The sequence below is a fragment of the Blastococcus sp. TF02-09 genome (assembly GCF_003319105.1).
In the GTDB taxonomy this organism is placed as follows: Bacteria; Actinomycetota; Actinomycetes; order Mycobacteriales; family Geodermatophilaceae; genus Blastococcus.
This window is the reverse complement of record NZ_QOHH01000012.1, coordinates 53,169-67,779: the sequence shown is the minus strand read 5'-3', so window position 1 is coordinate 67,779 and position 14,611 is coordinate 53,169. Positions and strand designations below refer to the sequence as shown.

Below are 14,611 nucleotides of genomic sequence, written 5' to 3'. Positions count from 1 at the left end.
CTGCGCGGGTGCCGGAGGGCTCCTACGCTCGTGATCATGCGTTCGCACCACCGCGGCCGGCGTGCCGTCGTCCCCAGCCTGCTCGCCGCGCTGACCCTGCTCGTCGCCGGCTGCACCTCCGGCGGGGGGTCCGACGAGGAGGCGGCGCCGACGACGAGCAGCGCGCCGGCCGAGCCGACCGCCGAACCCGTCGAGTGGACGCCGTCGAACGACCTGATCCAGCCGCTCGTCGCCGGCCGGCCCGGAAGCGAGCGGGGCCTGTCCTTCGACCGCGCCCAGGTCGAGGTCCCGATCACCTACGACGAGCCCGAGGGCGAGCGCCTGCCCATGACGGTGGTGCGGGCCGTGTTCCCCGGGCAGACCGACAAGATCGGCTCGCTGGTGGTCAACCCCGGCGGGCCGGGCGCCTCCGGTGTGGACGCCGCGATTGGGCTGGCCCTCACACTGCCCGAGGACGTGCTCCGCCGGTTCGACATCGTCGGCTTCGACCCCCGCGGCGTCTCGCTCTCCTCCCCCGTCGAGTGCATCCCCGACGAGACCAAGGACCGGCTGGTGGCCTCCGAGCCGCAGCCCACCAGCGCCGAGCAGCTGGACGAGGTCTTCGCGCTCGCCGACGAGGTGGCGCAGGACTGCGCCGACCGCTACGAGTCCCCGGAGGCCCTGGGCGCCTTCAACACCGTGGACACCGCCCGCGACATGGACCTGCTCCGCGAGGCCCTCGGCGAGGAGCAGCTGACCTACCTCGGGTACTCCTACGGCACCACGCTGGGCTCGACCTACGCGGAGCTCTTCCCCGACCGGGTGCGCGCCTTCGTGCTGGACGCGGCCGTCGACCCCGACGCCGACGCGCAGGCCGACGCCGAGGCGCAGGCGGCCGGCCTGGAGGCCAGCTTCGACGCCTTCGCGCAGAACTGCCTGGCCCTCATCGCCGGCTGCCCCGTCGGCCCGGACCCGCGCCGGTTCACCGACGAGCTCATGCTCCAGGCCGCCCTGGGACCCATCCCCAGTTCCGCCGAGGGCGAGACCCGTCAGGCGACGCCCGGTGTCGTCCTCACCGCGATCACCGCGGCGCTGTACGACACCGACACCTGGCCGCAGCTGTCGCAGGCGCTGGCCGCCGCCCGGAACGGCGACAGCGCCGGGCTGTTCTCGCTCGCCGACAGCTACGTCGGCCGGCTCGAGGACGGGACCTACTCCAACCAGCTGGACGCGAACGTGGCGATCAACTGCGCGGACACCGACCAGGAGATCGACACCGACGAGGTGCGCCGGCTGGCCGCCGAGTGGGACGCCCGGTACCCCCTGTTCGGCGCCGGCACGGCCGCGTCGCTCTACACCTGCACGCCGTGGGAGGCCGAGCGCACGCCGCTGCCCGAGCGCGACGCCGAGGGCAGCGCGCCGATCCTCGTCGTCGGCAACTCCGGTGACCCGGTGACCCCGCTGCCGGGTGCGGTCGACATGGCCGAGCAGCTGACCTCCGGCGTCCTGCTCACCTGGCAGGGGCAGGGGCACACCGCGTACCCGAAGAACCAGTGCATCAACGACGCGGTGAACCGCTACCTCATCGACCTGGTGGTTCCGCTGGACGGGCTGACCTGCCCTGCGTGAGACTCGGCCCCCGGCCGAGGAGCAGCTCTGCCGCAGACGGAACGGCAGGTAGATGGCGAGCAGCAAGGACGCAATGATCCTCGACGTCGCGGGGCACGAGGTGCGGATCTCCAGCCCGGAGAAGCCGTACTTCGCCGACAAGGGCATCCGCAAGATCGACGTCGTCGAGTACTTCGTCGCCGTCGGCGAGGGCATCCTGTTCGCCCTCAAGGACCGGCCGACGACGCTGGAGCGCTGGCCCGGCGGGGTGTTCGAGGGCGCCCGGCTGTCCACGCGCATGGACAACACCGGCGACGCGTTCTACCAGAAGCGGGTGCCCAAGAACGCCCCCGAGTGGGTGCCGACGGCGCACATCACCTTCCCCAGCGGGCGGACCGCCGACGAGATCGCGCCGGACTCCGTCGCCGTCGTCGCCTGGTGCGCCAACCTCGGCACGCTGACCTTCCACCCGTGGCCGGTGGGCAAGGCCGACGTCGAGTCGCCGAACCAGATCCGCATCGACCTCGACCCGCAGCCGGGCACCGACTTCGCCGACGCCGTGTGGGTGGCCCCGCACGTGCGGGAGCTGCTGCACGAGTTCGGCATGGAGGGCTGGCCGAAGACCTCCGGCGGGCGCGGCGTGCACATCTACGTGCCGATCCAGCCCCGGTGGACCTTCACCGACGTCCGCCGGGCGGTCATCGCGTTCGGCCGCGAGCTGGAACGCCGGCTCCCCGACCGCGTGACCATGTCGTGGTGGAAGGAGGAGCGCGGCGAGAAGATCTTCATCGACTACAACCAGATGGCCCGGGACCGCACGATCGCCTCGGCGTACTCCATCCGGCCCAAGCCGCACGCGCCGGTGTCCGCTCCGGTCGACTGGGACGAGCTCCCCGACGTCACGCCCTTCGACTTCGACGTCCTCACCATGCCGGCGCGCTTCCGGGAGGTCGGCGACAAGCACGCCGGCCTGGCCGACCACGCGTTCGGCATCGAGCCGCTGCTGGAGCTGGCCGAGCGCCAGGCGAAGGACGCCGGCCTGGGCGACCTGCCCTATCCGCCGGACTACCCGAAGATGCCGGGCGAGCCGATGCGCGTGCAGCCCAGCCGCGCGAAGAAGCCGGCCGCCGACGAGGCCTGACCGCGGCAGGGGCGTCCCCGACGGCAGCCCGCCCGCGTGTGGTCAGCCGCTGTTGCGCAGGGCGGTCGCGATGCCGTTGATGGTCAGCTGGATGTTGCGCCGGGTCAGGTCGTCGTCGTCACCACTGCGACGGCGACGCAGCATCTCGACCTGCAGGTGGTGCAGCGGCTCGAGGTAGGGGAACCGGTTCCGGATCGACCGGTTCAGCGACGGGTTGTCGGCCAGCAGGTGGTCGTCGCCGGTGATGGCCAGCAGCATGCGGACGGTCCGCTCGTGCTCTGCGGTGATCGGGTCGAACACCCGGTGCCGCAGGTCCTCGTCGGGCACGAGCTCCGCGTACCGGGCGGCCAGGCCCAGGTCGGTCTTGGCCAGCACCATGCCCATGTTGGACAGCATCGTGCGGAAGAACGGCCACGTGCGGTGCAGCTCCTGGAGCCGGGCGAGCCGGTCCTCCCGACCCGCTCCCCCGCCGTCCACCCAGCTCTCCAGCGCCGAGCCGGTGCCGTACCAGCCGGGCAGCATGATGCGGCTCTGCGACCAGCTGAACACCCAGGGGATGGCCCGCAGGTCGGCGATGGAGTCGCCGGCCTTGCGCGACGGCGGGCGGCTCCCGATGTTGAGCTCGGCGAGCTCGTTGATCGGGGTGGCGGCCCGGAACCACTCGACGAACCCCGGGGTCTCGTGGACCAGCGCCCGGTACGCCTGCTGCGCGCGGGCGGCCAGCTCGTCGAGCAGGGCGTAGGCGGCTCCCGCGTCGTCCCCGAGGCCCTCGATGTCGAGCAGCGTGGACTCCAGAGTGGCCGCCAGCAGCGCCTCGAGGTTGCGCCGGGCGAGGCCGGGGTCGGCGTACTTGGCCGCGATCACCTCGCCCTGCTCGGTGATCCGCAACGCGCCGGCCACCGCGCCCGGAGGCTGGGCGCGGATCGCGTCGTAGCTGGGCCCGCCGCCGCGGCCCACCGTTCCGCCCCGGCCGTGGAACAGCCGCAGCCGCACCCCTGCCTCCCGCGCGACCTCCACCAGATCGAGCTGCGCGCGGTACAGCGCCCAGTTCGCGGCGAGGCAGCCGCCGTCCTTGTTGCTGTCGGAGTAGCCGAGCATGACCTCCTGCACCTCGCCCCGGGCGGCCAGCAGCGCGCGGTAGAGCGGTTGGTCGAGCATCGCGGTCAGCGTGCTGCCCGCCGCCTGAAGGTCGTCGATCGTCTCGAACAGCGGGGAGATGCCGACCGAGCAGCGGGGGCCGTCCTCGGCGCCCGGGTCGAGCAGCCCCACCTCCTTGAGCAGGACGGCCACCTCGAGCACGTCGCTGACGGACTCGCACATGCTGATCACGTAGTTGGGGATCGTGCGGGCGCCGAGCACCGCCACCTGCTCGGCGGCGGCGACCAGCACGTCGAGCTCCTTGCGGGTGTCCTCCGACAGCTCGGCATCGGCCCGCACCAGCGGACGGCGCATCGTGAGCTCCCCGGCCAGCAGCCGCACACGGGCGTCCTCGTCGAGCGCGGCGTAGTCGTCGCACACGCCCGCCCACGCCAGCAGCTCGCCGACCACCGACTCGTGGACGGCGGAGTTCTGCCGCAGGTCCAGCCCGCACAGGTGGAAGCCGAAGACCTCGACCGCCTCCCGCAGCCGCTGCAACCGGTCGTCGGCCAGCGCGCCGGCACCGTGGCTGCGCAGCGACGCGTCGACGACGTCGAGGTCGGCACGCAGCTCGTCCGGGAACTCGTAGGGCGGCAGCGGGTGCTCCGGTGCGGCCGCGGGCACCCGGCCCAGGACGGCGTGCGCGGTGGCCGCCAGCCGGGCGTAGATGCCGATCAGGGCGCGCCGGTACGGCTCGTCGGCGCGGAACGGGGAGTCGTCCCGCGAGGCCTCGGCGAGCGCGTACAGCTCCGCCGTCGGGGTCACCAGCCGGTCGGACATCGACAGCTCGGCGCCGAGTGCCTGCAGCTCGCCCAGGTGGTGCTTCAGCGCCGTCTCGGCCTGCCGGCTGGTCGCCCGGCGCAGCGCGTCGGCGGTGACGAACGGGTTGCCGTCGCGGTCGCCGCCGATCCAGGACCCGGGCAGCAGCACGGGCCGCTGGAGCAGCCCGGCATCGGGCCAGCGCTCCGCGAGCGCCCGCCGCAGCTCGGCGTTGAGCGCCGGGACGACCTCGAACAGCGACAGGTCGTAGTAGCGCAGCGCCTCGTCGATCTCGTCGGTCAGCCGCAGCCGGGACAGCCGCAGCAGCGCCGTCTGCCAGAGGGTGAGCACCGAGCGCCAGAGCTCGGCGGACCACCGCGCGTCGTCGATCTCCCCGCCGGCGGTGCGGTCGCGCTCCCGGATCAGGTCGGTGATGTGCCGCTGCACCTGGGTGATGGTCCGGCGGCGCACCTCGGTCGGGTGGGCGGTGACCACCGGGCAGACCAGCGCTCCGGCCAGCTTGCGGGTCACCTCGTCGTCCGACAGGCCGGCCCGGTCGAGCAGCTGCATGCTGGCCGCGAGGCTGCCGGCCTGCGGTGGCGAGCCCTCCCGCCGGTGGAACCGGCGACGACGCTCGTGGTGGATGTCCTCCGCCAGGTTGGCCAGCACGGAGAAGTGGCTGAACGCGCGGATGACGTGGTTGGCCGACCGGATGTCCAGCCCGGAGAGCCGCTGCGCCAGCTCGGCGCGGTCGACCTCCGACCGGCGGACCCGGAACGCCTCCACCCGTGTGGACTCGACCAGGTCCAGCACGTCCTGGCCGGCCTGTGAGCCGATCACCTCGCCGAGCACCCGGCCCAGCAGGCGGATGTCCTCGCGCAGCGGCGCGTCGTCCGCCCGCTCGTCGGATCGGGCGGCGCCGTCGGAGCGGCGGAGGTCGGCGACGTCGACCGTGGCTTCGGACACAACTCATGCTAGCGACGGCCGCAGGCGGGAAGCAGGTCGTGCCGCCTCCGCCGTGAGGCTCCCGGCCCCAGGGTCAGGGTCGGAGCAAGAGCCGCAGCGCGCCCTGCGCCGTGTGGTTGGCCTGCGCCAGCATCGCGGTCCGCGCCTCGGCGAGCACCTGGTTCCGGCTGAGCTGCGTCGTCTCCGCGGCCACGTCGGCGTCGCGGATCCGCGAGTACGCCACCGCCGTGATCCCGGCTCCCTCGTCGAGCCGGGCGACGGTGTGCTCCAGCCGGTTCTGCAGGGCGCCCAGCTCCGAGCGGGCGTCGAGGACCCGGCGCAGCGCCGCGTCGATGACATCGAGCGCGCCCCCGGTGCCGGCCGACGGCGGCGCGGCGGAGCCGGTCGGTCCGGGAGGATCGGTCGGGTCGGCGGGTTGCGCGGGTTGCGCGGGTGCGGCGGCGGTGTAGGTGAAGCTCAGCTGCTGAGCCTCCGCAGCGGTCGACCCGTTGCGCGGCCGCGCGCCGGTGATGACCAGTTCGCTGCCGTTCGCGGTCACCGATCCGCTGCCGAGGCCGAACGCGGCCGCCACCGCGTCGGCGAACGTCGACCGGTGGTCCGCGGCGGTCACGTCACCGGTGTAGTCCACGCTCGCCAGGTCGAGGGTCTTCCCGTCGTAAGCGATGGTTCCGGCCAACCCCGCGTAGCTGGCCGCGAACCGGCCGGCGCCGGTGAAGTCACCCGCGATCGCGAGGACACCGGGTGACCGCGCGCCGCCGTGGCCGGGCACCGCGGCGGTCACCCGGACGGCGAGCGTCGCACCGTCGGCGGTCGTCACGGCCACGCCCGCCCCGGCCGCGGTGGCGGTCGCGGTCGCGGTGACGTCGATCCCCGCCACACCGAGGCCCACGGCGCCCAAGCCCCGTCCCGGTGCACCGATCACCAGGCCCAGCGTCTCGCCCACCTGGGCGCCCACCTGGAAGGTGCCGGCGTACGACCCGTCGAGGAGTGCGGTGCCGTCGAAGGTGGTCGTCGCCGCGATCCGGTCGAGGTGGCTGATCAGCTCGTCCACCTCGTGCTGCACGGCGCTGCGGGCCGCGTCCGGGTGGCCGTCACCGACGCTCCGCACGGCGAGGTTCCGCATCCGCTGGAGCACGGACGTCGTCTCGGCAAGGCCTCCCTCGGCGGTGCGCAGGACCTCGATGCCGTCCCGCGCGTTGCGCGCGCCCTGGCGCAGGCCGCCGGCCTTCGACCGGAGGCCCTCGCTCACGGACAGCCCGGCGACGTCGTCCGCCGCGTGGTTGATGCGCTGACCCGAGGACAACCGCTCCACCGACTGGGCGAGTTCCTGCCCGGTACGGCGGAGGCCCCGGTGGACGCCGAGGGCCGGGACGTCGGTGCCGATCCGCATGCCACCCCGCCCCTCGTGCCCCAACTGTCGCTCCAGCGACTCTTGCAACGGCAGGCAGAAGCAACAGTTGATGCGAAGCGGTCACGGATCCGGACGAGCCGAGCGGACTCCACCCGGAAGGGGGACCGACCCGGACTCGCGAGCTGGGCCCAGGCCTCAGCGGGACCGCGCGGGGTCGACGTCGTCCGGTGCTGCGGCGCCGACCTCGAACGGCGCCGGCGGCAGCAGGACGGTGAACACCGGCGGCGTCCTGCGGGTCAGCTCCAGGCGTCCCTGCTCGGCCTCGGCGAGGCGCCGGGCGAGCGCCAGCCCGATGCCGTGCCCGTCCCGTCGGTCGGCCCGCGCGCCGAAGACGACGCCGTCGGTGTTCTGCACGCCCGGGCCCTCGTCGGCCACGTCGATCCCCACGGCACCGGCCGCCTCGCGCACGGAGACCGTGACCGTTCCGCGGCCGTGCGTGGCGGCGTTGTCGACCAGCACGGCGAGCACCTGACGGACCGCCGCCGCCGATGCGTAGGGATCGGGAGCGGCGGGGTCGACGGACACCTCCAGGTCCCGGCCGCACAGCGCCAGGCGCGCGCCCCACTCCGGCGAGAGCTCCCCCAGCAGCGCCCGGAGGTCGATCCGGTCGGCCTCCCCGGCCTGGCCGGCGCGGGCGAGGGTGAGCAGTTCCTCGACGATCGCCTCCAGGCGGTCGGCGTCGGCCAGGCTCGCCGCGATGGCCGGGCGGGGATCCTCGTGCGGCTGGTCGAGGGCGGCCTCCAGGCGCAGCCGCAGACCGGCCAGGGGCGTCCGCAGCTGGTGGGAGGCGTCGGCGGAGAACGCGCGCTCCCGTGCCAGCAGGTCGTCCAGGCGCGCGGCGGTGAGGTCGAGCGCGTTCCCCACGGAGTCGATCTCGGCGATCCCGCCCGTGCGGCTGCGGACGCTGAAGTCACCGTCACCGAGCCGCCGGGCGCTCTCCTCCAGGTCTTCCAGCGGGCCCGCCAGGCGACGGGCCTGCCGGCGCCCGACCAGGTAGGCGATGGTCACCGCTGCGGCCGCCAGCCCGGCCATGCCCGCCCACACCAGGGCGACGTCGGCCGGCACGACCTGGCGGGGTTCGCCGACCACCGCCGCACCGATGACCTCGTTGCCGTGGGCGACCGGCGCCGCGGCGAGCAGCATCCCGTCGTGCGACCCGGACCTCACGTCGCCGTCGAGCGCCCGGTGGAGGACCCGCCCGTGCCGGCCCGGCACCTCGCCCGCCAGCAGGCCGCCGTCCTCGTCGTACACGGCCGTGTCCAGGTCGTCGCCGCGGTAGCCGACGTCCTCGAGGTCGTCGGGATCGATGCGGTCGCCCTCGTACACGTCGTCGGCGACGTCGATGGCCACCTCGCTGGCCATCCGCACCAGGTGGGCCCGTTCCTGCTGCTGCGAGTACTGCAGCACCGCCACCGCCAGCGGCAGACCGAACAGGCAGATGGCCAGCACCGAGGCCAGGACGGTCACGCCGACGATTCGAGAGCGCACCAGCCTCTCCGTTCCGCATCTGCCGCGGCACCGCGCTCGGTCCCGCCAGGATGCCGGGCACCCGAGCCGTTGTCACCGCATCGCCGAGCGGCAGCGACGCCGCGACCGAACCCGTCCCGGAGAGGTGCACGGGCTGCCAGCATGTCGGCATGGTCGACCGGATCCTCCTGGTCGAGGACGACCCGACGATCGGCGAGGTCCTGACCGCGAGCCTGCGCAGCCACGCCTACCAGGTGATGTGGGAGCGGACCGGGCGCGGCGCCCTGGCCCGCGCCGCGGCCGCCGAGGCCGACCTCGTCCTGCTCGACCTCGGCCTGCCCGACCTGGACGGCGTGGAGGTCTGCCGGCAGCTGCGCCGGCTCCAGCCCGAGTGCGTCCTCGTCATGCTGACCGCCCGCTCGACGGAGATGGACGTCGTGGTGGGCCTGGAGTCCGGGGCCGACGACTACCTGGTCAAACCGATCCGGCTGGCCGAGTTCCACGCCCGCCTCCGCGCGCACCTCCGACGGGGCGGATCGGCCCGGGTGCGTCCGGCCGTGCGCACCGTCGGCGACCTGACCATCGACCCACCCCGGCGCCGGGTCACGATCGCCGGGCAGGAGGTGCACCTGCGACCGAAGGAGTTCGACCTGCTGGCGCAGCTGGCCGCGGAACCGGAGGTCGCCCACAGCCGGGAGCAGCTGATGTGCGACGTGTGGGACGAGAACTGGTTCGGCTCCACCAAGACGCTCGACGTCCACATCGCCGCCCTGCGACGCAAGCTCCTGAGGAGCGGTACCGACGCCGCCGACCGCAGGCCTCGCATCGTCACCGTGCGGGGCCACGGCTACCGCCTGGAGGTACCGGCCCCCGACGGTCGCGGGTGACCAGGCCGGTCCGCGTCGGTGGCCCGCAGCGAGCTCCAGGTGAGCACCCGCTCGGCCGGACCCCGGCCGGCGAGCGTGCGCCAGGTGACCGCGAAGACGACGGCGCCGACGATGTAGAGCAGCCAGACGGTTCCGCCGTAAGTGCCGTCGGGGGGGCAGGACCGCCAGGACGACGATGTGCAGGCTGTAGACCGTCAGCGCCATGGCGCCCACCGACGCGAGCGGGACGCTCAGCCGGGGGAACGCGTCGGCGACCACCAGGCACACCGCGATCACGGCGACCGCGAACCCGGCCGAGGCCAGCAGCCAGAACGGCGTCCCGCTGTGCGGCTGGGCTCCGCTGAGCCAGGCCCAGTCCCACTGCCCGACGGTCTCCTCGTCCCACCCCGGCATCCGGTCGTAGGCGTCGGAGGGCTCCGGGTACGCGACGCCGTCGGCGAGCAGCTGGGTGCTCAGCCAGCCGAGCGCGTAGCCGGCGATCGCCGCACCAGCGCCGGCCAGCAGCAGCACGCTCCGCACCCGGCGTGCGGACAGGTCCAGCCGGCCGACGGCCAGGCCGACCAGGACGAACACCACCCACCACAGGGCCGGGTAGGCCCCGGTGAGCACCAGCGAGGCGAAGCTCTCCTCGGCGTCGGCGGCGATCGCCACCTGCGACAGCAGCAGGGACGCAGGAGGCGCCAGCACCACGAGGACGGCGGCCAGCACCAGCAGGCGGCGGGGCGGCCACCGCAGGAACGGCAGCGCGAGCACGAAGAGGACCGCGTAGACGCCGAGGATCACCAGGACCGGCGAGCCGAGCAGCTCCAGCAACCCGCCGATGAGGAACACCCACGCGGCGCGCACCATGATCCGCCCACGTGCACGGACCAGCGCAGCCCCCGACGCCGGGCGGGTGCCTCCGGACAGCAGGGCGATCGGACACCCCGGCCAGCAGGGCGAACAGCGCGGCGGACCGGCCGTAGACGAGGGCCTGCCAGCTCGACGGCGACCACGTCAGGTCCTCGGTGAGGTCGAGGTGGGCGCCCATCATCCCGACGACGGCGAGGCCGCGCGCCAGGTCCAGGCCGGTGATCCGCGCGATGCCGCCGGAGCCGTGGCGAGCGCGCCGCCCGCGCCCGGTTGCGGCAGGGCCGGCGACGGTCGCCGTCAGCTGCGCGGCGCTCATGAGCCGGCGCCCGGGACGCGGATGCCGCCGACGGTGAGATGAAGGTTCACGAGGTCCCCTCCGGAGCCGGTCGCCCTCCGGTGCGCAGGCGATCAGGCACCGGACGCTAGGGAGCAGCCGGCTAGCGCGAGGTGACGAGCACGTAAGCGGTTGGCAAAAATGCGCCGAGCCCGGGATGGACGCATCCCCGACTCACAGGGGCTCCCCATCCGGCGGTCAGCCGCCCTCCAGCGCGGCAGCAGACGGTGGTCCCGACGCCGACGACCGGCGGGCACCACCCGCCCGCCGTCACAGACGAGGAGCACCGCGTGCAGGAATGGGTCTTCGACCAGGACCGCGCCCGGACCCGGCAGGAGCCGCGGGCGGGAGCGGACCCCGCTCCGTCCGGTTCCCCGCGGCCGCGGCGCCGGATCCGCCGCTGGGTCGCCGCGGGCGGGGCGGCCGTCGCGGTGGTCGCCACCGGCGCGGCCGTGGCAGCCGGCTCCCCGGATCCGACGGCGACCGCCGCCGCGGCGCAGACGCAGCCGGCGCCGGTGGAGCAGCCGTCCGCCCCGAGCGAGCAGCAGCTGCCCGAGGCCCCGCCCCAGCGCGGCGCCGTCGAGCAGGACCCGTCGGCGCTGCACCTCGAGCGCCGGTTGCCGCAGGCCGACGGCAGCACGCTCACGGTCGGCATGCAGGCCGGCGAGGTGACCGCCCTGACCGCCGACTCCGTGACCGTGGCCAGCGCCGACGGCTTCACCCGCACCTACGCGGTCACGCAGGACACCCGCATCACCACACCGACCGGGAGCCTGGCCGACCTGCAGGCCGGCGACGCCGTGCTCGTCGCGTCGGTGATCGAGGGCGACACCGCCACCGCCACCCGCATCGCGTCCACCGCCAGCAGCGGCACGGGCGGCGCTCCCGCACCCGGCAGCACCGGCGACCAGCCCACGACCCCGTCCGACCAGGACGCCACCACCGGCGAGGCCTGACCCCGCCTCCGCACGACCGCACTCCCCCGATCCGGCCCACGCCGGACCGGGTCCCCGCCGACCCCACCGAGGAGATCCCCCGTGTCCGATCCCCGCAGCCTCCCCCCGAGGACCACCTCCGCACTCCTGGAGCACGCGCTGATGGAGGTGAAGAAGGTCGTCGTCGGGCAGGACCGCATGGTCGAGCGCATCGTCGTCGCGCTCCTGGCCCGCGGTCACTGCCTGCTCGAGGGCGTGCCCGGCGTCGCCAAGAGCCTGGCCGTCGAGACCCTCGCCGCCACGGTCGGCGGCAGCTCCGTCCGCCTCCAGTTCACCCCCGACCTCGTGCCCAGCGACATCGTCGGGACCCGGGTCTACCGGCCCTCCCACGAGCGCTTCGACGTCGAGCTCGGCCCCGTCTTCGCCAACCTCGTCCTCGCCGACGAGATCAACCGCGCGCCGGCGAAGGTGCAGTCGGCGCTGCTGGAGGTCATGGCCGAGCGGCAGGTCTCGATCGGCGGGGTCACCCACGCCCTGCCGGACCCGTTCCTCGTCCTGGCCACCCAGAACCCTCTGGAGAGCGAGGGCGTCTACCCCCTGCCGGAGGCCCAGCGCGACCGCTTCCTCATGAAGGTCGTCGTGCCCCACCCCACGATGTCGGAGGAGATGGAGATCGTCCGCCGCATGTCGGTGCGGGCGCCCCGGCCGGAGCAGGCGCTGACGATCGAGGAGCTCCGCGAGCTGCAGGCCGCGACCGACGGCGTCTTCGTGCACCACGCGATCGCCGAGTACGCGGTCGCGCTGGTCATGGCGACGCGGGAGCCGGCCGCGTGGCGACTGCCGGAGCTCGGCCGGCTGATCGCCGTGGGTTCCTCGCCGCGGGGCAGCCTCGGGCTGGTGCGCGCAGCCCGGGCCCTGGCGCTGCTCCGCGGCCGGGACCACGTGCTCCCCGCCGACGTCGCCGACCTCGCCGTCGACGTCCTCGCCCACCGGCTGGTGCTCTCCTACGAGGCGCTCGCCGACGGCGTGACGGCCGACGAGCTCGTCGCGCGGGTGGTCGCCACCATGCCGCAGCCGACGGTCGCCCCGTCGCAGCACAGCGCGGAGCCCCGCCCCGACCTGCAGCGGTACGTGGCATGAGCGCCCTCCCGCTCCCGCCGGACGCGCCGGAGGCGCAGGTGCGCCGACTGTCGCTGGAGATGTCGCGGCGCCTGGACGGCCTGCTGCAGGGCGAGCACGTGCGGCTCGGTCTCGGGCCCGGCAGCGAGCCGGCCGAGCCCCGGCTGCACACGCCCGGCGACGACGCCCGCCGCATCGACTGGGCCGTCACCGCACGGACCGGCGAGACGCACGTGCGGACGACGACGCCCGACCGCGAGCTGGAGACGACGCTGCTCGTCGACCTCACCGCCTCGATGGCCCTCGGCACGCGCCGGTCGGAGAAGCGCGCCCTGGCCCTCGCCGTCGCCGGTGCGCTGGTGCACCTGACCAGCGCCCACGGGGACCGGGTCGGTGCGGTCCTGCTCACCGGGGACGGCGCCCGGCGGGTGCCGCCGCGGGCCGGCCGGAACGCGGCACTCGCGCTCCGCCACCTGATGCTCACCACCCCGCGGACCGAGTCCGGGAGGGGCGCGGACCTCGCCGAGGCGCTCACGGAGCCGGCCCGGCCGCCGCGGCGACGGGGGCTGGTCGTCCTCCTGAGCGACCTGGCCGAACCGGGCCCGTCGAGCGGTCCGCCGCGCTGGGTCCGGCCGCTGCAGCTGCTCGCCCAGCGCTCCGACGTCGTCGTCTGCCAGGTCCAGGACCCGCTGGAGACCGAGCTGCCGGCCGTGGGCACGCTGCACGTCGTCGACGTCGAGACCGGTCGGCAGATGGAGGTCCGCACCACCCGGACCGTCCGGGAGCGGTACCGCGAAGCGGCCGCCGCGCGCACCGAGGAACGGCGCGCCGCCGTCCTCGCCGCCGGGGCGGGCCACGTGCTGCTGCGCACCGACCGGGACTGGCTGCCCGAGCTGGCCCGCCACCTGTCGGCCCGCCGCCGGGCGCTCCGCGGCCCGGCTCCGGGTTCCCTCCCGCGCCGTCCGGCCGCCGTCCCCCCTGGAGTCCCGTCGTGAGCGACCTGTCCTTCGAGGCGCCGTGGCGCCTGCTCCTGCTGCTCGCCGTGGCCGCCGTCGCGCTCGCGTACGTGCTCGTGCAGCGTCGCCGCACCGCGTACGCCGTGCGGTTCGCCGACGTGGACCTGCTGGAGTCCGTCGCGCCGCGGAGCCCCCGCTGGCGCCGGCACCTGCCCGCAGCGCTGCTGGTCACGGCGCTGGCGTTCATGGTGACGGCCTTCGCCAAGCCCGCCGCCGCGGTCGAGGTGCCGAGCGAGGCGGCCACGATCGTGGTGGCCATCGACACCTCCGTCTCGATGCAAGCGACCGACGTCGAGCCCTCCCGGTTCGCGGCGGCGCAGGAGGCGGCCGTGCAGTTCGTCGAGGGGCTGCCCGACGGCATCGACGTGGGGCTGGTGAGCTTCTCCGGCTCGGCGAGCCTGGAGGTCGCGCCCACCGACGACCGGGACGCCGTCGTCTCGGCGATCGAGGACCTGCAGCTGGGCCAGGGGACGGCGATCGGCGAGGCGGTGGCCGCCTCGGTGGCCGCCGCCGGCGAGACGGCGCTGGCCGAGGGCGAGGAGCCGACCCCGACGTCGGTCGTGCTGCTGTCCGACGGCAGCAACACCCAGGGCCGCTCGATCGAGGAGTCGATCCAGATCGCCACCCGGGCCGACATCCCGGTGTCGACGATCGCGTACGGAACCGCGGACGCCGCGGTCAGCGTGCAGGGTCAGCGGGTGTCGGTCCCGGTCGACACCGCGGCGCTCGAGACCCTGGCGACGGACACCGGCGGCGAGGCGTACACCGCGGAGAGCAGCAGCGAGCTGCAGGACGTGTACGCGGACATCGGCGACCAGGTGGGCACCACCACCGAGCGCGAGGACGTGTCCTCGGCGTTCGCCGGCATGGCACTGCTGGTCACGCTGGGAGCAGCGGGCGGATCGCTCGCCTGGTCACCCCGGCTGCCCTGACCGCACACCCGCCCGCGGCGGCCGTCTCCCCCGGAGGCGGCCGCCGCCTCCGTGCGCGGAGCCCGTCG

At 74.7% G+C, this 14,611-nt stretch carries 11 protein-coding genes; 8 read left to right on the top strand and 3 right to left on the bottom strand.

Annotated elements, in window-relative coordinates; genetic code table 11:
• The first annotated feature begins 36 nt into the window (after positions 1–36).
• Both DQ239_RS17020 and DQ239_RS17015 read left to right on the top strand, forming a co-directional pair.
• Entirely contained in the window at positions 37–1,608 is a 1,572-nt protein-coding gene (locus tag DQ239_RS17020) for an alpha/beta hydrolase (RefSeq protein WP_113835669.1), read from the top strand.
• 52 nt (positions 1,609–1,660) lie between these two features.
• On the top strand, positions 1,661–2,728 hold the full coding sequence (locus DQ239_RS17015; RefSeq protein WP_113835603.1) for a DNA polymerase domain-containing protein: 1,068 nt from the start codon (positions 1,661–1,663) through the stop codon (positions 2,726–2,728).
• 42 nt (positions 2,729–2,770) lie between these two features.
• On the opposite strand, the gene ppc is transcribed toward DQ239_RS17015, so the two are convergent.
• The 3 genes from ppc to DQ239_RS17000 all read right to left on the bottom strand — a co-directional run bounded on the left by ppc (position 2,771) and on the right by DQ239_RS17000 (position 8,489).
• Entirely contained in the window at positions 2,771–5,590 is a 2,820-nt protein-coding gene (ppc, locus tag DQ239_RS17010; protein ID WP_113835602.1) for a phosphoenolpyruvate carboxylase, read from the bottom strand.
• Between the two features lie 73 nt (positions 5,591–5,663).
• Positions 5,664–6,980, bottom strand: coding sequence for a flagellin (locus DQ239_RS17005; protein ID WP_113835601.1), 1,317 nt, complete (start codon positions 6,978–6,980; stop codon positions 5,664–5,666).
• 156 nt (positions 6,981–7,136) lie between these two features.
• The gene (locus DQ239_RS17000; RefSeq protein WP_113835600.1) at positions 7,137–8,489 is read right to left on the bottom strand and encodes an ATP-binding protein; all 1,353 of its coding nucleotides are present in this window, start codon (positions 8,487–8,489) and stop codon (positions 7,137–7,139) included.
• Positions 8,490–8,638: 149 nt separating this feature from the next.
• Between DQ239_RS17000 and DQ239_RS16995 the strand changes: the two genes are divergently transcribed.
• From DQ239_RS16995 to DQ239_RS16970, 6 genes are all read left to right on the top strand, one after another.
• The gene (locus tag DQ239_RS16995; protein ID WP_113835599.1) at positions 8,639–9,355 is read left to right on the top strand and encodes a response regulator transcription factor; all 717 of its coding nucleotides are present in this window, start codon (positions 8,639–8,641) and stop codon (positions 9,353–9,355) included.
• A gap of 202 nt (positions 9,356–9,557) precedes the next feature.
• The gene (locus DQ239_RS16990) at positions 9,558–9,758 is read left to right on the top strand and encodes a hypothetical protein (protein WP_113835598.1); all 201 of its coding nucleotides are present in this window, start codon (positions 9,558–9,560) and stop codon (positions 9,756–9,758) included.
• 1,073 nt (positions 9,759–10,831) lie between these two features.
• Positions 10,832–11,497 carry a hypothetical protein gene (locus DQ239_RS16985; RefSeq protein WP_147252152.1) on the top strand — a complete coding sequence of 222 codons (666 nt, stop codon included), beginning with the start codon at positions 10,832–10,834 and terminating at the stop codon, positions 11,495–11,497.
• Positions 11,498–11,623: 126 nt separating this feature from the next.
• Entirely contained in the window at positions 11,624–12,616 is a 993-nt protein-coding gene (locus DQ239_RS16980) for an AAA family ATPase (RefSeq protein WP_348519336.1), read from the top strand.
• Positions 12,613–13,590, top strand: coding sequence for a DUF58 domain-containing protein (locus DQ239_RS16975; protein WP_113835596.1), 978 nt, complete (start codon positions 12,613–12,615; stop codon positions 13,588–13,590). The genes DQ239_RS16980 and DQ239_RS16975 overlap by 4 nt, the downstream gene beginning before the upstream one ends.
• Complete coding sequence (locus DQ239_RS16970; RefSeq protein ID WP_233489419.1) at positions 13,587–14,543, top strand: VWA domain-containing protein; 957 nt, start codon at positions 13,587–13,589, stop codon at positions 14,541–14,543. The genes DQ239_RS16975 and DQ239_RS16970 overlap by 4 nt, the downstream gene beginning before the upstream one ends.
• The last annotated feature ends 68 nt before the right edge of the window (positions 14,544–14,611 follow it).